Consider the following 18708-nt stretch of genomic DNA (forward strand, 5'->3'; position numbering starts at 1 on the left):
TCACCATCCTTGGTTATATGTTTACAAAGCTTGCTCAGTTAATGAATCTGCCAGTTGCAGTTGTGTGGTTTGTGCGTCGTTTAGGCGAGTTTTGAGCTGGTCGCAAAGTGCCAATAACTCATCGACTTTAGCGACAATGCGATGTTGTTCTGCTATTGGTGCTATTGCTATTAGACAACCGCGTAATTGTGTTTTATTGATAGAAGCTAAATTAGTTGTTTGCTTGCTGGAGCCTGCAAAATAATCACGGGCATAAGGTCCATTGAGATATTTTTCTAACCAAATTTCACTTTGTTCTTCAATAAATATTCGAGCTTTAAATACATGATTTTGATGACCAACATAATCAAGCTCATCTAGCCAAATTGCAGTACGCCCAACCTTATCCCAGTCACCACCTTCAGTTATTAATAGATCCCTTTTTTTAACTCTGTATTTTTCTTTTTCATTACTCGGAATTTCAATTTCTTTTAAGGAGTTTAAATCGAGATAGCCTCGCTGAACATTTGCAACACTTAAATATGAAACGGTTACAACTTCCCTGCCAGCAAGCTTTCTTCCTTTTGTAATACCTCCCTGAATCTCAACTATATTTTCGAACCTAACCCACTCCCACCCTTTCGGTAGTTGGAACGGTTTCTCATCATCAGTTATCGGCGGCAGTGGTTTCTGTTTTTTGATTTTTTTGTCTTTTCTTTGGTTAGAGAGTAGCTGCTCTTTTTCGGCGGCTATACGTTCCAGTAGAACAGACGCTGGTTCGTCATTTGGGTCTTGTGGAACCAGTTTGCCCATCACGGCCAGTTGCAGGACGGTTTGTTTGAGTTGGTCGATGCTGTGTTCTGTGGTGAATAAGGTGTCGAAGTGGTCGCTGAGTCGTGCCCAATTTTCTGCCGTTTCGTCGGCGTCTTGGCTGTTCACCAAGGTGTCGAGCAAGACAGTCACTAAGGTTTGGTGAGCGTTCAAACTGGATTCGGTTTGCGATTCAAGCTCATCACACAAAGCCATTAACTCATCGACTTTTGTAACGATGCGGTGTTGTTCTGCAATGGAAGGCAAAGGTAAAACACTTGAAGCTATATCGTCTTTATTAAAACCATCTTGAGCAGACCTAGATATACCTGTAAACATTTTTTTCCCTAGCGGGCTCTTTAATAATTGATATATATAACTATTAAAAAAAGCATTTAGTTCATTATGAATACGAATTAATGCAACATTATAAGCTCCTTCTTTACCCCAAAAAACTTTACCTACAGATGCTCCATATCGTCCAACCATAACATCATTAACAGTGCAGAATTTTGAGACTTTATCTTTCGGAACATAAACTGGTTGAGGGTTTGGGCCTAAATCTCTAATCTGGATTAGTTGAACATATCCCTCTAATTTCACATCAGAAAATATAGACTTAGGCGGTTGACCACCGCCACTAAAATCTAAAACGTCAATAAAACGTACGAATTCCCACCCTTTCGGTAGTTCAAACGGTTTTTCGTCTTCTGTTATCTCAGGCAGTTTTTTGGGCTTTTTGATTTTTTTATCTTTGATGAGCTGAGCTTTTTCTTCGGCGATGCGTTCGAGCAAAACAGAGGCTGGTTCGTCATTCGGGTCTTGTGGAACCAGTTTGCCACGCACGGCCAGTTCTAATATGAGCTCACGCAGTTTCTTAATACCGTAAAGCTCTATCTTTTTATTAGAGCCTCGGCCTGTGGCGGATTTTTGTTTAATGGCGCTGGTCCAAATATCAATATGATCCGTGATCAGGTTTTCTATTGAGGTATTTTTATCTACTGACGTGCTTTTCTCTGCGGTCGTTCCTTTATCGACAGACATTACTTAGCGTCTCCATTGGATGAAGATTGTAAGGCTGTGCCGAGTATGTCTTTGAGTTGGTTACGCAAAGCCGCAATCTCTTCTTGCTGAGTGTGGTAAGTCGCCAGTAATTCGTCTGGATCGTGGACTTCTTGCGCTTCTTGGTAAGGATTTTTAATGTCGAGATTGAAATTACGAGCAATCACTTCATCAATGGAAACTTTCCACGCTTGGGTGTTTTCCACACGGCTGGTAAAACCATCTGCTTCATCGCCCCACCAGTAGAGTTCGGTTTCAAACTCTTCAAACTTCATCGGCTTGGATTTGTTGTAGTTTTTCACCCCTTCAGGATACGGATGCTCATAGAACCAAATATCTTGGGTTCGCTGACCTTTGGTGAAAAACAGAATATTGGTTTTTATGCCTGTGTAGGGGTTAAACACGCCATTGGGCAAACGTACTATGGTGTGTAAATTACATTCTTCCGTGAGCATTTTCTTGATCTTGGTTTTCACGCCTTCACCAAACAAGGTGCCGTCTGGCAACACCACAGCCGCGCGGCCTTTGTCATTCAATACTTCGATGATCAGCTGCAAAAACAAATCAGCGGTTTCACGGGTTTGCATGTCGCTAGGAAAGTTCTTCTCGATACCGTCTTCTTCTGTGCCACCAAAAGGCGGATTGGTGATGATGACGTCGACTTGATCGTCCCAGCTGGAAAGCGGTTTATTCAGCGTATTGCCGTGTTTTATTTGTACGGGTACTTCAATGCCGTGAAGCATCATGTTGGTGGTGCAAAGTAGGTGCGGCAGCTGTTTCTTTTCCACACCGTAAATTTGCTTTTGCAGGGTTTGGTGGTCTTCACCGGATTTCACGTAATTGGCTTTGACATGATCAAAGGCGCAAGCCAAAAAGCCCCCTGTACCACACGCTGGGTCCATAATAGATTCGCCCAGTTTTGGGTCTGTGACCGCGACGATGAACTTGGTAATGGCGCGAGGCGTATAAAATTCCCCTGCGTTACCCGCGCTTTGTAAGTCTTTCAGAATTTGTTCGTAGAGATCACCGAATAAATGGCGCTCTTTGGAATCGGTAAAGTCGATTTCATTCAGTTTATTGATAACTTGGCGGAGTAGCGTACCGTTTTTCATGTAGTTAAAAGCATCACTAAAAGCGGCTTTTACGACGTATCCACGAGGATTTTTATCAATCGGGGCCGTGAGGTTTTTCAGTTTTGGGAAAAGTTCATCGTTAACGAATTCAAGCAGTGCTTCGCCTGTTATGCCTTCATTATCGGCCGCCCAGTTACGCCATAAAAATTCGCTTGGGATGGGCTCGCGGTAGTCATCTAATTCCAGTTCTAACTCTTCTTCTTGGGCGTCGAATACTTTTAAAAATAATAACCAAGACATTTGCCCAAGGCGCTGTGCATCGCCGTCTACTCCGGCGTCTTTGCGCATGATGTCTTGAATGGATTTGATTGCTGAACTGATGGACATAGTATTCTCTTTTTCTATTTTTTAACGTGCAATTTGTTAAGCCAAAAGCAAGTTAAGCCGATTTTGGCGGCATGTGGTAAATATGCATTTCTAAGTCTTTAATGGCTTGTTCGTATTGAGGTTTACCACCAAAGCCTTTTTTGATGATGTCGCTCAAACTGCCGATTTCATTAAATGGCTGTACTTTGAGCACTTGCATGGATTCAATTTCTTGTACGCCAACGTCCGCGTATTTATCCAGCAAGTTGTTTAATACTTGCTGGGCCGTGTCGCTGTATTGAGTGAAGTAATTTTGCTTTTTGACGTTCTTGGCTCGTTCTTGTCGAGTTAATGGCGGCATGTCGTAAACAAGGTGACAGATCATATCAAAAGGATCCATGTCTTTGCCCACTTCCTCTTCTAAAGCTTGCCAAATAATCCCCTGCTCTGCCATTTCATCCAGAATGGTTTGCTTACGTTCTGCGCTTTGCCACTTTTTAATAAAGTCATCGAGAGAGGAAAACTGCTTCGCCATGGTTTTGCGGGTGTAATCTTTAAAGGATTCTGTCACCAGTTTGCCGTCTGTATCGTAGTATTGAATACGCTCCGCTAAAGCCTTTACGGCAACGCCGTTTATATAGAACTTGCGAATTTTCTCTTCGTCGTTCCAGTCTTCTCCCATGCCAGCGGTAAAGTTATTATTCTCAGCAGAATTATCATGGCTATCGTATGGCGCTTCTGGTTCTTGAACGCTAGCTGGGGCGATGTCATCAAGACCGACAATATCGTCAAAACTGTCATCGTTTTCAAAATCTGCTGGTGTCGTCACTTTTACTTGCTCAGGCTCGCCATCAAAGCGCTCATCGGCGAAGAGTTCTGTGGCTTTTTTGAAGTCCAAGATCGTGAACCAGAGCTTCCCATACCTCTCATCTATACGTGTTCCACGACCAATGATTTGCTTGAATTTGGTCATGGATTGAATATTTTGATCTAACACGACTAGCTTACAGGTTTTGGCATCGACGCCTGTGGTCATCAGCTCTGACGTGGTGGCGATCACAGGATAAGGTTTTTTACGGTCTATGAAGTTTTCTAGTTGATCTTTCCCATCTTGATTGTCTCCAGTGATTCTCATAACGTATTTTTCATTCTTCGTTATTTGCTCTGGGTTCAAATTTACCAAGGCGCTGCGCATGCGTTCTGCATGATCAATGTCGTTACAAAAGACGATGGTTTTCGCCATGGGATCGGTACGTTTTAAATAGTTGGTAATCGTCTGAGCCACCAGCTGAGTACGTTCATCTATGACTAAGGTTCGATCCATGTCCTTTTGGTTGTAAATACGGTCTTCGACTTCGTTGCCTTTTTTATCAACTTGTCCTTTCATTGGTCGCCAACCTTGAACGTCCACATCTATGTCGACACGCACCACTTTATACGGCGCAAGGAATCCGTCTTCGATGCCTTGTTTTAAGGAATAGGTATAAATAGGGTCACCGAAGTATTCGATGTTAGAGACTTCATCAGTCTCCTTCGGTGTGGCGGTTAACCCTATTTGTGATGCGGCACTAAAATGTTCGAGAATTTCACGCCACGCACTGTCTTCTGACGCGCTACCGCGATGGCACTCGTCTATGACAATAAGATCAAAAAAATCTGGGCTAACTTGTTTGTAGGCTTTCAGCTCTTCTTCTTTGCCTGTTAATCCTTGATAAAGGGCTAAATGAATTTCGTATGCGGGATCAATTTCGTGGCCTTTTATTTTAGTCATGGCCGGACCAAATGGCTGGAAATCGTTCTTCTTCGCTTGATCTATTAGGGCGGTACGGTCGGCTAAAAATAAAATGCGTTTTTTCGCTCTGGCTTTCCATAATCGCCAAATAATCTGAAACGCTGTATAGGTTTTTCCTGTGCCTGTCGCCATCACCAGTAAGCACCTATCCTGTCCAGCAGCAATAGCTTCTACAGTTTTATTGATCGCTTGTATTTGGTAATAACGTGGTAGTTTTTCTTCTGTTCCATCATCATAGTAGTCTTGCTCTATGGTAGGAATATGCTCTGCTTTATAGCCTTTCCATTGACAGTATTTTTGCCATAAAGATTGCGGTGTTGGAAAGTCTTCTAAACGAATTTCTGTTTCGAGTTGTGTGGGATTAGTTTTGTCATGAAAAATAAAACTATCTCCATTGGTAGCAAACACAAAAGGTACTTCTAACAAGCCAGCATAACCTAAAGCTTGTTGCATGCCTTGACCAATACTATATTTATTAGCCTTAGCTTCAATGACCGCCAGCGGTTTTCCTAGTTTATGATAAAGGACAATATCCGCTCGCTTTCCTTTCTGTCGTGCTGCCACTGAACCACGGACCACCACTTTGCCATCGGTTAACGGCACCTCTTGGCGAATTTGCATCATATCATCCCAACCGACACCTTGTATCGCTGGCAAAACGAATTTCGTGATGATGTCTGTTTCCGTGAGTTTTGCTTTGTTAATGCTCGATGCCATGCCGTTAATCCCTTACCACTCATTTAAGCGTCTAATATAGCTAAAAAAGCCTGTAAAGCCGAGCTTATTCAGCCTTTAAGATACATGGCTTAGTTCATTGGTTAAGGGATATTCTTCTCAGACCATTTATAGGTTTTAGTGTCATATCATTTATAGGTTTTAGTGTTCTATACACTTTTCCCTCCTTTCACTCTTAGTCTTCTCGGTTTTATAAAAACTCCCCTTGACGTCTTTCTCAATCTAGATTAAATTAACTAAACGGTATAGTTAATTTAATAATTGGAGAACACCATGAAAAGTGAGAACGGTTTCTACGGGCAGTACGGTGGTAGTTACATTCCTGAGATTCTTTATTCGAGTCAGCAGCAAATTTTGCATGCCTTTGAAGAAGCCAAAAACGACCCAGCCTTTCTCACTGAACTAAACAAACAATGGCAGCAATTTTCTGGCCGCCCAACGCCGCTTACTTTTTGTGAAAATTTAACCAACCATTTTGGTGGCGCACAGATTTACCTTAAACGGGAAGATTTAAACCACAGTGGCGCGCACAAAATGAATAACGTGATTGGCCAAGGTTTGTTGGTGAAGCGCATGGGTAAAAAACGTGTGATCGCTGAAACAGGCGCGGGTCAGCATGGCATTGCCACGGCACTTGTCGCTGCTCGCTTAGGCTTAGAATGTACGATTTACATGGGCGCGAAAGACATAGAACGCCAATACCCAAATGTATTTTGGATGAAGCAATTAGGCGCAACCGTTGTGCCTGTCACCACGGGCGCACAGACATTACGTGATGCGTTAGACGAAGCCTTGCGTGACTGGTCTTCTAGTCATGAAGACAGCCATTATCTGATCGGTACTTCTTGTGGTTGTGCGCCCTTCCCTGAAATGGTCGCTTTTTTCCAATCCGTGATTGGTGAAGAAGTACGCGAACAAAGTGTCGCACAGTTCGGTCAATTTCCTGATCGTCTGTACGCATGTGTTGGCGGTGGTTCAAATGCGTGTGGTTTGTTCTTACCCTTCCTTGATGAGAAAAACGTCGAGATGGTGGGCGTAGAAGCTGGCGGTAAAGGTTTGGAATTGGGCGAGCACTCTATTCGCTTGTCTCACAACCTTGGTCAGCCAGGCATTGCTCAGGGTTTTGCGACCATGTTTTTACAAGACCAAGCGGGGCAATTACAGGAAACTCATTCCATTGCAGCTGGTTTAGATTACGTTGGTGTATCGCCTATTATTGCGCACCTTGCAGAAACTGGCCGAATTCAAATGACTTACGCCATGGACGATGAGGTAATCGAAGCCTGTACTATGTTGCTGAAAAAAGAAGGCATTATTCCCGCGCTAGAATCGTCTCATGCTTTGGCTGGCGCCTTTAAAGATGCACCCAACTTGCCAAAAGACTCGAAGATTGTTATCAACCTTTCAGGTCGTGGTGATAAAGATATTTTCAATGTAGCAAAAGCGGTTCAAGACGAAACTTTCCCTCAGTTCTTAACTGATTATCTTGCATCTTACCCAGCTGTTTCTACTGGTAATACTCACACTGATAACAAGGAGCAAAACGCATGAGTAAGTTAGCGGCATTTATTGAAAAAAAACGTCAGGAAAAGCCTATTTTATCCATGACTCATGTGGTTTACGGCTACCCAACGGTTCAAGAAAGTTTGGATTGGATGGAACGTCTGATGCAAGAAGGTGTGGACTTCATCGAAGTGCAATTCCCCTTCTCTGATCCTGTCGCCGATGGCCCAAGTATTGTGGCAGCGTGTCATAAAGCCTTGGAGCAAACTCTTGATGTAGAAACTTGTTTGACGCAGTTAGGTGAACTAGCGAAAGGCTTTCCAGAAAGCCGCATTGTGTTGATGAGTTACCTCAATCCTATGTATCGATATGGCTTAGAAAAACTCGCCAAACGTGCAGCCGAAGAAAATATTCTTGGTTTGATTTTACCTGATTTACCGATCGAGCAATCTGCAACCTATCAAGCGGCTTGTGACAAATATCAAGTCGATCCTATTTGGTTGGTTACTCCAGTCACACCAAAAGATCGCCTTGCTATGCTGGCAGGCCAAGCCAGTGGTTTCTTATATTGTGTCGCACGTTCTGGTGTAACGGGTAACTCTGTCCATGAAGAGAAAAGTAAAACCACGTCGTTAGACGATTATTTGGCGGAAATCAAAGACCATGCAAGCGCTCCTATTGGCGTCGGTTTTGGTTTAAGAGAACGAGCGCAAATCGAACAGTTAATTGGCAAAGCGGATATCGCTATTCTTGGTTCTGCGCTATTGGATGCGTACAACAAAGGCGGGCAAGAAGAAGGTATTAAACTGATAAAAAACTTATTTTACTAAGTCCAGTTTCAACACCCACAGTAAAAACTGCTTGAAACACAGCAGTACAGAATATATGATCCGCATATAATTCATATACGGATCATATATTATGGGTATCATCAAAATCTCCGACGATCTTCACGACGACATTCGCAAAAGCTGCCAAGTTATGTCCCGCTCTATCAATGCTCAAGCAGAGTTCTGGATAAAAATGGGCCGTTTAGCAGAACTAAATCCAACGCTTACTTTCGCAGAAATTATCGCTAATGAACTGGCAAACGCCAACGATGACGCACCACTTAAGTTGGTAAAATAGCATGCAAGTACAGATCAAGAATTCAGAAGAAATTGAGTTAATGAGAGAGTCTGGAAAGCTATTAGCGCAAGTTTTTCACATGTTAGATGGCTTCGTAAAAGAAGGCATTTCGACTCTAGAAATCAATGACAAGGTTGACGACTTTATTCGTCATACATTGTACGCCAGACCAGCTAGCTTGGGTCAATACGGTTATGAGTTTGTACTAAACTCTTCAATCAATGAAGTGGTTTGCCATGGCGTTCCTAATGAAAACAACATACTCAAAGCCAGAGATATTGTTAACCTAGACATCACACTAGAAAAAAACGGTTTTATTGCCGATTCCAGTAAAATGTTTGTCATGAGTGAAGCGAATCCCATTGCAAAGCGTTTGGTTAAAACAACCTATGATGCCATGTGGGCCGGAATTAAGAAGGTAAAACCCGGCGCGACGTTAGGTGACATTGGTGCAGCGATTCAAACTCTGGCTGAGAGCAAAGGCTATTCTGTTGTGAAAGAATATTGTGGCCATGGTATAGGTCGTGAAATGCACGAAGAGCCTCAAGTACTTCATTATGGCAAAGCTGGTACGGGTCTGGTTTTAGAAGAAGGCATGACCTTTACTATTGAACCTATGATCAACCAAGGTAAACCCAAAACCAAAACGAAGAAAGACGGTTGGACTGTGGTTACCGCCGACAAAAAGCTTTCAGCGCAATGGGAACACACCATTCTGGTCACCAAAACGGGTTATGAGGTTCTCACTTTAAGGCAAGAAGAAACAGACAAGTTAAGTTAGTAATATTCTATTCACTTAAGATTATTAGGTATTTTAAAAAGAAAAGCTCTCTCCTCTCGAAAGAGCCTTCAAATAGAAGTCGTTAAGCAGAGTGGAATACTAAAGAAACTCCATTCAAACAATGGCGTTTGCCCGTTGGTTGTGGTCCATCGTCAAAAATATGACCTAAATGACTTCCACAACGACGGCAGTGCACTTCGGTGCGGCTCATAAAAAATTTATTATCAGCTTTTGTCTCTACCGAATTTGGCAGACTTTGATAAAAACTTGGCCAACCTGTTCTGCTGTCGTATTTGGTACTCGCATCGTAAAGAGGTAAATCACAACCTTTGCAATCATAAACACCCGCTCGTTTTTCATGAAGCAATGAACTGCTCCCAGCTCGCTCTGTGCCTTCTTCTCGCATTACTTGGTATTCAAAATCACTCAGTTTTGCTCGCCATTGCTCTTTGGTATAAACCACTTCAAACGTTGAATCTGAAGGCAGCTCTTTGGCAGTTAGTGAGGATGAAAAATATTTTGCTCCAGCTATCACACAAGCTGTTGTGACGAAAAAATGTCTACGATTCATAACATTATCCTTATTAAGGTTATGATATTTGGACGCGATAGATAAAACTTAGTTCCTTGCCTGAACCTTATGTCTAAATACATGCTTATTTATGAAAGTTGGGAAACAATGCGCAAAAGATATTTGTAAAATAGAGTCGAGTCGTTATTTATTTTTAATAAATTAAACGGCTTTTAAAGGGGAAAGAGAAAGAAACTCTATGCTCGCTTTTTTGAAAACAAAAAAAAGGTAAGTTCCGAAGAACTTACCTTTTTTAAAATATTCTATTAGCTAAAAAATTAGATAACTGTAATATTTTCTGCTTGAGGACCTTTTTGGCCAGCAGTTACAACGAACTCAACTTGTTGGCCTTCAGCCAAAGTTTTGAATCCATCACTAACGATCGCGCTGAAATGTGCGAAAACATCTGGACCAGATTCTTGCTCGATGAAACCAAAACCTTTAGTTTCGTTGAACCACTTAACGGTTCCTTTTACTGTATTAGACATAATTATTACCTGAGTATTAAAATATTAGCCGCCTCAAAATAAGGCGAAGATTGCAAAAAAATCAGACTTTTACTTAGAAACTTCAGGACGAGGAATTATGAATAAAACAACGTATAGCAGAGTTTTTAATTAGAGACTTCTTTCTAGCTTGTGTGTGAATTATATAGGGATGAAGATCAGATAGATAGCTTTATTTACATTGAGTTCAAAACAATCTGATTTATCATCAGCAAGAGCCATTTAATCACCTTCCCAAAATGACAAAATATGCCGTATTATTTCCCGTTACAATTCATCGTATTCTTAATAAGAAAATAACTTCAATCAAACAGGCAATGTACATTTATGAGAAAGTCGATCGTGACATCAAGTATTTTTGTTTTGGCGTGCAGCGGCATCAGCTTAGCCTATGGCAATGACCTCATCACATTCGGCCAACACTGCCTTGCAATGGAAGATCGTCTCAATACTGCCAAGATCAAACTAGGCAGGTTATCCAATCAAGCTGATCGTACCAATGCTCAAGCCAATAAAGCCCAAAACAATTTAAGGCGTTACGAGGAAGCCAGAGCAGAACTCGATACCAGTATGACAGAGTGCTCTGAAACCGAACCAAACAGTCATTATTGTCATCAGATTCGTCACCAATACAATGAACTGTCGTATCGCATTCAAAACTTGAAAGAAGATGCTCTAGAAGAACAATTCGAAGATGAGCACTCAATCCTTGAAGCCGAAATAACCAAAGACAACTTTAATAAACGTTATGCAGCCTTTATAGCTTCCTGCCGAAATTCAGACGCTCACTATGCTTTAATTCAAGATCCAACAGCCTATGCTGCTGTTTGCACTAATGCAAAACAATCCGTCACTTGCACACTCTTTTAAACCACTTTTATTTATATTGGTCTGTGTGTTTTACATATACCAACTTATCCATTTGAAAGCCTAAGGCCTCCGCTTTTGCCAATAAACGTTTTTGAGTTTTCAAAGGCATACTCGGCGATCTAGACATTAACCAAAAAAACTCTCTACTAGGGCCTGATATTATGGCGTATTGGTAATTTTTCTGGTCCAACTCAAAAATCACATAGGCACCATAGAAAGGTCCGAAGAAAGATACTTTCAAATGGCCAACATCGGAAGAATCAACGAAATAAGCTCGCCCTTTTGCTTCCCGCCAATCTTTTTCTTCAACAGAATAGCCTCGATTTAATACACCGACACCGCCATCTTCCTGTTGAGTATAAGTCGCGGTAACTTCAGACAACCCTTCTTCAAAAGCATGATCTTGACGAACGATTTCATACCAAGTACCGAGGTAACGCTCTATTTGAAACTGAGTCACGGGGTCTATGTTTTTAGGAGCACTGGTACAACCAGCCAATAAAACAGCCATCATCCAAACGATAAATTTCATATTGGTACCTTTATGAATCATTTCAAAACATTCAACGCCACAAATAAAACAATAAAACTGTCATATTATTGTTGCAGTCTATTACAAACCTTCATATTGGGAACACATATCTTGCTTAATAGTAGACTAGTCCGCTCATGGAATAACGACAGAAATATTAAACGACAACATAAAACCGTTTCTCTCAGTCTTAAGAGTATGGCACCAGTAGCCAAAGTCGATTCAAGGTTTTTGTCTTTTTCAATTGATATTTCCGTACTAGCTGGCGGATTTTGGTGGGAAGGCAGTACAAGTACACAAGGTGGACTCGGCACAGAACGTGTAGATCCATTAGACTTAACACAACCCAAATTAGATAAGCTAGTATCAGCGCTTGGTTCAGCTTATATTCGTGTCGGTGGATCAGAAGCCGATAAAGTGCATTATTTTACGAGTTTAAAAAGCATACCACCTCATGAGTCGTCCCATACTTTAAAGCTTACCAAAGAGATGTGGCATAACTTACACGACTTCTGCCAGCGTAATGATTTATCTCTCATGTTTACGATGAAGTACGGCCTCTTTGAACGACGAGAGCAAGGCGCATGGCAAGCAGAAGAAATGGAACGTTTACTGATTTATTGCCAAGCACATCAACAAACTATCGACATTCTAGAGCTAGGCAACGAGCTTAATGCCTATTGGGCATTTCATGGTCTTACTTCTCAACCTAGTGCCAAAAATCTTGCAACAGACTACGACACCTTTATTCGAAGTGTTCATAAATACAGTCCGAGCAGTAAAACCGCTGGTCCAGGAAGTGCTTTTTGGCCAAGAATAGGAGAAGCGATTAAACCCCTTAGTAATATTTCTTCGGTGTTTTTAGCCAACTTAGAAGAAAAAATCGACATAGTAGATTGGCATTATTACCCTTTCCAAAGTAGTCGATCTCCTGTAAAAACCCGCGCAGCCACCATCAACAATATGCTGTCACCTAACTCTCTCAAAGATTATGAAAAATATGCTTTGCAGTTAAAAAAATGGCGCGATCAATACCAGCCCAACGCCCAACTCTGGACAGGAGAAACAGGTTCAGCGCAATGTGGTGGACAGGCCAAACTATCAGACCGTTTTGTCTCTAGTTTTTGGTGGGCTGATCAATTAGGTCGCGGTGCGAAAATAGGTCAAAAGGTTATGATTAGGCAAAGTCTCATCGGAGGTGATTACGCCCTAATCAATCGACAAACGTTAAAACCTAATCCCGATTATTGGGTGAGCTGGTTATGGGGGAAACTAATGGGCAATACCGTGTTTGATGTACCAAGCAATGATCCCTTTGTACAAACCTATTGCCATAGCGCAAAGAAAGAAGGCAAATGCACCCTACTCATTATCAATATGTCAGAGAAGCCAAAAATCATCCATTGCCAGAATTTCGGCCTAAAGAAAAAACGCTTTGAAATGACAGCAGACTCACTAACTTCAAGAAAAATCCGTATCAATGGCGTTCATCCAAAATTCAATCAAGGAAAAGTTAAACTGAAAGACTTTCCTAAACTATCAAAGCTCAACATTGTCAGCCCACATAGTATTAATTTTTGGTGCTTTGCCATGTAAATATCAAACCCACTAATGAAAATGATTATCAATAGTATGAAATCTTCAATCTCCTATATATAATAACGCGTTCATTTTTCGTCTTTAAGGTCTTAGATATGGTTCGCAGTTATTCCTATTTTGGTCGAATTCTAGTGTTTTTCATTTTTTCTCTCGCGTTAGTAAGCTGTGATGACAAGTCACAAGATAATAAAACCTCAACAAAGAAAGTTGCATCACATTTAAAAGGCTCTCTAGCTATCGACCAAGTGGAGAAAGATCCATCAGGTTGGCCAAGAAGCATCATGACTAGCAAGGGATTAGTTACTCTTGAGAAGGCACCGAACCGAATAGTTTCTACTAGCGTAACCCTTTCCGGCACATTACTAGCAATCAATGCACCGCTTATCGCATCAGGTGCAACTATGGCTAATACAGGCGTCGCGTCAGAGCAAGGTTTTATGCGCCAATGGGCTCCTATCGCCAAAGAGCGAGGCGTGCTTGCACTTTACCAAACAGAACCGAATGCCGAAGCTATTATCAAAGCAAATCCAGATTTAATCATCATTTCTGCGACTAGTGGAGATTCGGCCATGAAACTATACGACCAATTAAAAGATATCGCACCGACCTTAGTTATTGGTTATGACAACAAAAGCTGGATGCAATTAGCGAAAATCTTTGGTGATTTATTAGGTTTGGAAAAGCAAGCAAAAAATGTCATTAAAGACTTCGAGCAAAAAGTCGCAGACACGAAAAGCAAAATCACCTTACCGCCTCAACCCACAACAGCCATGGTTTATTATCAAGACGACACTGGTGCGAATATTTGGACATCCAAGTCTGCACAAGGCCGCTTATTAAAAGAGCTAGGATTCACTCTGGCTGACGTTCCGGAATCCGTCAAAGGCAATATCAGTATGGGTCTGCGTGACGATATTATTATCGCCACAGGAGAACGCTTTCCGGATGCAGTTAATGGCAACTCAGTACTACTATTTTCTGCCTCTAAAGACAGAGAAGAAGCACTAAAAAAGAATAGCTATTTACAGTCAGTTAATGCCATTAAAAACGACCAAGTATTCGCTGTTGGCAATGACACATTTCGACTGGATTATTATAGCGCAAGTAATTTGCTTACACGCTTGCAGAATCTCTTTGGACATCCCGAAAATGGCCAATAACGAATATACTTCTGAGAAAACAAAATACGGCTGGTTATTAGTTTCGATTGCCTTACTCTTGTTCATTATGGTTCTCAGTTTATGCATCGGTGCGAAACCATTATCAATCCAAGTGCTGTGGAATGTTCTAATAGGAAAAGAACATGGTCTTGCAGAAACCATCATTCTTGAAGGCCGTTTGCCTAGAACGTTAAACGGTTTATTTGTCGGTATGGCATTGGGAACCTCTGGTGCCCTAATTCAAGCAATCACACGAAATCCACTTGCTGACCCTGGCATATTAGGTGTGAATTTAGGCGCCAGTCTTGCCGTGTCGATTGCCATTGTTTTTTTAGGAGCAACACAACTTTCCGAATTCTTCGTTTATTCGGCTTTAGGCGCTCTTCTTGCCAGCTTGTTGGTCTATTTTGTTGGCAATATTGGCGGAGGTAAAACCGATCCTCTGAAACTCACACTGGCAGGCATTGCTATTGGTGCAGTTTTTGGTGGACTGAGTTCTGCGATTACCTTATTTAATCCTAATGCTTTTGATCAAATTCGTTTTTGGTTGGTTGGCAGCTTAGATATTCGAACGTTATCCGTACCATTGTTTATTGCACCTGTGGTTATCTTCGGTTGTTTAATTGCCGTAGCAATCACCCCGGCATTAAACGCATTTAGTTTGGGAGACTCTTTAGCTTCTGCCCTAGGAAGTAACCCTGCTCGTGCCCAGCTATTAGGGTTACTCGCCATTACTTTACTTTGTGGTGCAGCAACAGCTGCAGCAGGTCCAATTGCTTTTGTTAGTTTGATGATGCCTCACATTGCTCGTTGGATGGTTGGGCCTGATCAACGTTGGATCATTCCTTTTAGTTTCATTTTGACTCCTAGCCTTTTACTTTTTGCCGATATCATCGGGCGAATTTTGATAGCAGGAGAACTAAGAGTCTCCATTGTGACTGCTTTTATCGGTGCGCCAATTTTGATTTATTTGGTACGCAGGAAAGGAGCCACCAGCCTATGAGAAACACATTCACTCTCATTTCAATCCGACCATCCAAAGCTATTGTGCTATTGATTACTTTGTTGTTGATTTTCGCCACCTTATTCATTGGAGATCATGTTGCCAAGAGTCGCCATGATATTTGGCAATTGATCATTGGCGAGGCGGATCGTTATCAATCTATTGTAGTTTGGCAATGGCGAGCCTCCCGCTTATTTGCTGCTTTGGTTATCGGTGCTGGTCTTGGTGTAAGCGGTGCTGTGTTTCAGTCTTTGGTGCGCAATCCATTAGGCAGTCCAGACATTACTGGATTCAATGTTGGGGCTTTTACTGGCGTTTTAATATCCATTGCTATCTTTGGAAACCTGTATTGGATGAGTGTGTTAGGCGCGATTTTAGGTGGTCTTTTTTCTGCGGTTCTTGTGTATATATTTGCCTATCGAGATGGTCATTCTGGCTTTCGTCTAATCATAGTTGGTATTGCCATCAGTGCGACACTGACTGCATTTAATCAATGGTTGTCTCTCACTGTTTCTTTGGAGACTGCCATGACAGCCGCCTTATGGAGTGCAGGCACTTTAAACGGCATGACTTGGTCTCGAGTTCTACCTGCCGCTGTGCTGATTTGCATTTTCATGGTGTGCGCTTTTTTAATGAACAGTCGCATGAAATTACTCGAAATGGGCGACGACACCGCCGCCGCATTAGGCATATCGGTTAACAAATCACGCCTCACCTTGATGTTCATCGGTGTGGCTCTGACTGCCGTTGCTACCGCAATCACTGGGCCAATTGCATTCATTTCTCTTGCTGCACCACAAATTGCCCGTCGATTAGAGAAAAATACCAATGTGTCACTGGGTTCATCCGCGATTGTGGGCGCCTTGTTATTGCTTTGTGCTGACTTTATCGCACAACACGGTTGGGAAGGTTCTACCTTGCCTGTGGGGTTAGTCACCATTAGTTTAGGTGGAATTTATTTGGTTTATTTGATTACACGGGAAGGAAAGTTATGACATCAAAATCGGCCATCTCACTCTCAACAGAATCTGTCACCTTATGTTATGACCAAACCGTCATCGCAAAAGATTTATCCGTTCATATTCCCGAAGGAAAATTCAGCGTCATTGTCGGTCCAAACGGCTGTGGTAAATCAACCTTATTACGCTCTATGAGTCGATTACTCATACCTCAATCTGGACAGGTATTACTCAACGGAGAGGATATTCACACTCTCGCCACCCGAGACGTGGCAAAAACATTAGGACTTTTACCTCAAAGCGCCATTGCCCCAGACGGAATTAAGGTTGTGGATCTGGTCTCTCGTGGTCGCTTTCCTCACCAAAAATGGTTTCAGCCTTGGCGAGAAGAAGATCAAAACGCAGTAGATGCAGCAATGAAAGCGACGAATGTGAGTGAACTTGCTTTTCATAATGTCGACCAACTCTCTGGCGGACAAAGGCAGAGAGTGTGGGTCGCTATGGCGTTGGCTCAAGAAACGCCATTGTTATTATTGGACGAACCCACTACTTATTTAGATATTGCGCATCAAATTGAATTATTGGATTTATTTCAGGATTTAAACCGCTTGCAAGGCCACACCCTAGTTGCCGTGTTACACGATTTAAATCACGCTTGCCGCTATGCAGATAACCTCATTGTCATAAAAGCAGGACAAGTCATAACCACAGGCGCTCCAAATGACATTATCACGGAAAATCTAATTGAAAGTGTATTTGGATTACCCTGCTTAATCATAAACGACCCTATTTCCAACACACCGCTGATAGTCCCTAAAGGAAGAAAATAAACTTACCCTTTGATTTTTTAGAAAAGACAAAAAAACGGGGCTTCATCTTTTTATAAAGCCCCGTTTCTTACCTGATATCTGTTTAATTAAATGAACTCTAATTCAACCAACGCCACCTTAATTGATTACTATGATGCGGCACTCGGCTCTGTTGTATTGACGTTTTTATTTTCTTCTTCCGGAAAAATACTAGCATCAATTAAGCTTGCTTCACGGAGCGAACGAACACCTGCGCCAACAAGCAAACTTGTCGCCGCACACCCCAGCCCAAGCGCCACCACCCCAAACACAGGTGAAAGCACTTTCACAATCACACCAATGCCCAAGGCACCCGCTGAATCACCAACCACATCCTGCGCTGTCCAAAAGCTACCAATTCGCCCTAGCATGTGATCTGGCGTATGACCTTGAACAATCGAATATTGTAACAAACCGCCAATAGAACCGAGATAACCAAACACCGCGAGCACTATCAACATTAAGAATAAATGACTCATTAGCCCTAAAGACGCCACACACAAAAAAGACAGAAACGCCGTGATCAGCATTACCACTCCTGGACGCTTTAATTGACGAACCCAGCCGCTCGTTAATGCACCTAAAGTAGAGCCAACAGGTACTGCCGCATACATTAAACCGACTTCAAAAGCACCGCCACCAAACGCGGTTGCAGCAAGCGCAGGGAATAAGATACGAATCGATTTTGTCACGGCTTCCAAAGTACCAAGCGCCACTACGGCTCGAATAACCTTATGGGTAAAAACAAACGAAAAACCATCAAACAAAGATCTCAAAGGATGCTCTTTTGGACCTCCTTCTTGAGGTTTCATATTTGGCAATGTCACTAATGTAATAAGTGTACAGAGCGTCCCAATGGCCGCCAATGTATAATTCCATGTCACGCCATACGCCACGATAATAACTCCCGCTAGTGCTGGAGAAATCACAGAACCAATTCGTACAATCAGCATACTTAATGCGCCCGCTGTTGGTACGTTTTCTCGTCCAACCAAATTGGGAATAGAGGCCATTAACGCCGTCATGCCGATAGCACTAAAGAATCCATCCCACAAAGAAATAGCGTATACCGCGAAAAGACTTGGTTCAGAAAGATACGCATTACCTGCCAACAAAACAAAGCCAACACCACAAATAAATCGTGAAAATAAGATCAGATACTTACGATCCATTCGATCCGCCAACACACCACCTAACATAAGGCCAATAAACATCCCTATGCCATCAAGAGCTACCGCATAACCGACTTGTAAGCTCGACCCAGTTAACTCATAAATTTGCACAGGCACCGCCACATTCAACATGCCTATACCCAAAACGGACATTAAGCGTGCAATGAAAATAGCGCGGAAATTAGCGTTGGTTTTTAGCAAACTAAAATCCAACATAATATTTTTTTGGTCATGAGATCTCTTTTTATTTGGCGTAGTC

17 protein-coding genes are annotated in these 18708 nt (G+C 42.1%); 10 read left to right on the forward strand and 7 right to left on the reverse strand.

The window, feature by feature from the left end; all coding sequences use genetic code 11:
* Positions 1-21 precede the first annotated feature (21 nt).
* From AC0L3Y_RS17020 to hsdR, 3 genes are read right to left on the reverse strand one after another with little or no spacing between them, the layout of a single operon-like run.
* The gene (locus AC0L3Y_RS17020) at positions 22-1833 is read right to left on the reverse strand and encodes a restriction endonuclease subunit S (protein WP_473466767.1); all 1812 of its coding nucleotides are present in this window, start codon (positions 1831-1833) and stop codon (positions 22-24) included.
* On the reverse strand, positions 1833-3311 hold the full coding sequence (locus AC0L3Y_RS17025; RefSeq protein ID WP_473466769.1) for an N-6 DNA methylase: 1479 nt from the start codon (positions 3309-3311) through the stop codon (positions 1833-1835). Before AC0L3Y_RS17025 ends, AC0L3Y_RS17020 begins: the two co-directional genes overlap by 1 nt.
* A 52-nt stretch (positions 3312-3363) precedes the next feature.
* On the reverse strand, positions 3364-5799 hold the full coding sequence (gene hsdR / locus AC0L3Y_RS17030; RefSeq protein ID WP_473466771.1) for an EcoAI/FtnUII family type I restriction enzme subunit R: 2436 nt from the start codon (positions 5797-5799) through the stop codon (positions 3364-3366).
* Positions 5800-6090: 291 nt separating this feature from the next.
* Here hsdR and trpB point away from each other — a divergent pair, with 291 nt between their 5' ends.
* From trpB to map, 4 genes are all read left to right on the forward strand, one after another.
* Complete coding sequence (gene trpB, locus AC0L3Y_RS17035) at positions 6091-7368, forward strand: tryptophan synthase subunit beta (RefSeq protein WP_473466773.1); 1278 nt, start codon at positions 6091-6093, stop codon at positions 7366-7368.
* Positions 7365-8150 carry a tryptophan synthase subunit alpha gene (gene trpA / locus AC0L3Y_RS17040; protein WP_473466775.1) on the forward strand — a complete coding sequence of 262 codons (786 nt, stop codon included), beginning with the start codon at positions 7365-7367 and terminating at the stop codon, positions 8148-8150. Before trpB ends, trpA begins: the two co-directional genes overlap by 4 nt.
* Positions 8151-8241: 91 nt before the next feature.
* A complete protein-coding gene (locus AC0L3Y_RS17045; RefSeq protein ID WP_473466777.1) occupies positions 8242-8448 on the forward strand; it encodes a ParD-like family protein in 207 nt (68 codons plus the stop codon).
* 1 nt (position 8449) lies between these two features.
* The gene (gene map / locus AC0L3Y_RS17050) at positions 8450-9229 is read left to right on the forward strand and encodes a type I methionyl aminopeptidase (protein WP_473466779.1); all 780 of its coding nucleotides are present in this window, start codon (positions 8450-8452) and stop codon (positions 9227-9229) included.
* Between the two features lie 82 nt (positions 9230-9311).
* On the opposite strand, the gene msrB is transcribed toward map, so the two are convergent.
* Together msrB and AC0L3Y_RS17060 are read right to left on the reverse strand one after the other, a co-directional pair.
* Positions 9312-9800: a peptide-methionine (R)-S-oxide reductase MsrB gene (gene msrB / locus AC0L3Y_RS17055; protein ID WP_473466781.1), complete on the reverse strand. Its 489-nt coding sequence runs from the start codon at positions 9798-9800 to the stop codon at positions 9312-9314.
* Positions 9801-10078: 278 nt separating this feature from the next.
* Positions 10079-10288 carry a cold-shock protein gene (locus tag AC0L3Y_RS17060; RefSeq protein ID WP_036160450.1) on the reverse strand — a complete coding sequence of 70 codons (210 nt, stop codon included), beginning with the start codon at positions 10286-10288 and terminating at the stop codon, positions 10079-10081.
* A 345-nt stretch (positions 10289-10633) separates the two neighbouring features.
* On the opposite strand from AC0L3Y_RS17060, the gene AC0L3Y_RS17065 reads away from it, so the two are divergent.
* Complete coding sequence (locus AC0L3Y_RS17065) at positions 10634-11176, forward strand: hypothetical protein (protein WP_473466784.1); 543 nt, start codon at positions 10634-10636, stop codon at positions 11174-11176.
* A 7-nt stretch (positions 11177-11183) separates the two neighbouring features.
* On the opposite strand, the gene AC0L3Y_RS17070 is transcribed toward AC0L3Y_RS17065, so the two are convergent.
* Positions 11184-11708, reverse strand: coding sequence for a lipocalin family protein (locus AC0L3Y_RS17070; RefSeq protein WP_473466786.1), 525 nt, complete (start codon positions 11706-11708; stop codon positions 11184-11186).
* Positions 11709-11819: 111 nt separating this feature from the next.
* Here AC0L3Y_RS17070 and AC0L3Y_RS17075 point away from each other — a divergent pair, with 111 nt between their 5' ends.
* The 5 genes from AC0L3Y_RS17075 (at position 11820) to AC0L3Y_RS17095 (ending at position 17259) form a co-directional block, all read left to right on the forward strand.
* Positions 11820-13304, forward strand: coding sequence for a glycosyl hydrolase family 79 N-terminal domain-containing protein (locus AC0L3Y_RS17075; RefSeq protein ID WP_473466788.1), 1485 nt, complete (start codon positions 11820-11822; stop codon positions 13302-13304).
* A 98-nt stretch (positions 13305-13402) separates the two neighbouring features.
* Positions 13403-14467, forward strand: a complete 1065-nt coding sequence (gene fepB / locus AC0L3Y_RS17080; RefSeq protein ID WP_473466790.1) for a Fe2+-enterobactin ABC transporter substrate-binding protein — start codon at positions 13403-13405, stop codon at positions 14465-14467.
* Positions 14457-15470 (forward strand): Fe(3+)-siderophore ABC transporter permease, encoded by a 1014-nt coding sequence (gene fepD, locus AC0L3Y_RS17085; RefSeq protein WP_473466792.1) that lies wholly within the window; start codon positions 14457-14459, stop codon positions 15468-15470. The genes fepB and fepD overlap by 11 nt, the downstream gene beginning before the upstream one ends.
* The gene (locus AC0L3Y_RS17090; RefSeq protein ID WP_473466794.1) at positions 15467-16465 is read left to right on the forward strand and encodes a FecCD family ABC transporter permease; all 999 of its coding nucleotides are present in this window, start codon (positions 15467-15469) and stop codon (positions 16463-16465) included. The genes fepD and AC0L3Y_RS17090 overlap by 4 nt, the downstream gene beginning before the upstream one ends.
* Positions 16462-17259 carry an ABC transporter ATP-binding protein gene (locus AC0L3Y_RS17095; RefSeq protein ID WP_473466796.1) on the forward strand — a complete coding sequence of 266 codons (798 nt, stop codon included), beginning with the start codon at positions 16462-16464 and terminating at the stop codon, positions 17257-17259. Before AC0L3Y_RS17090 ends, AC0L3Y_RS17095 begins: the two co-directional genes overlap by 4 nt.
* A 128-nt stretch (positions 17260-17387) precedes the next feature.
* On the opposite strand, the gene entS is transcribed toward AC0L3Y_RS17095, so the two are convergent.
* Complete coding sequence (gene entS, locus AC0L3Y_RS17100) at positions 17388-18665, reverse strand: enterobactin transporter EntS (protein ID WP_473466798.1); 1278 nt, start codon at positions 18663-18665, stop codon at positions 17388-17390.
* Between the last annotated feature and the right edge of the window lie 43 nt (positions 18666-18708).

The sequence above is a fragment of the Marinomonas sp. GJ51-14 genome (genome assembly GCF_055808695.1).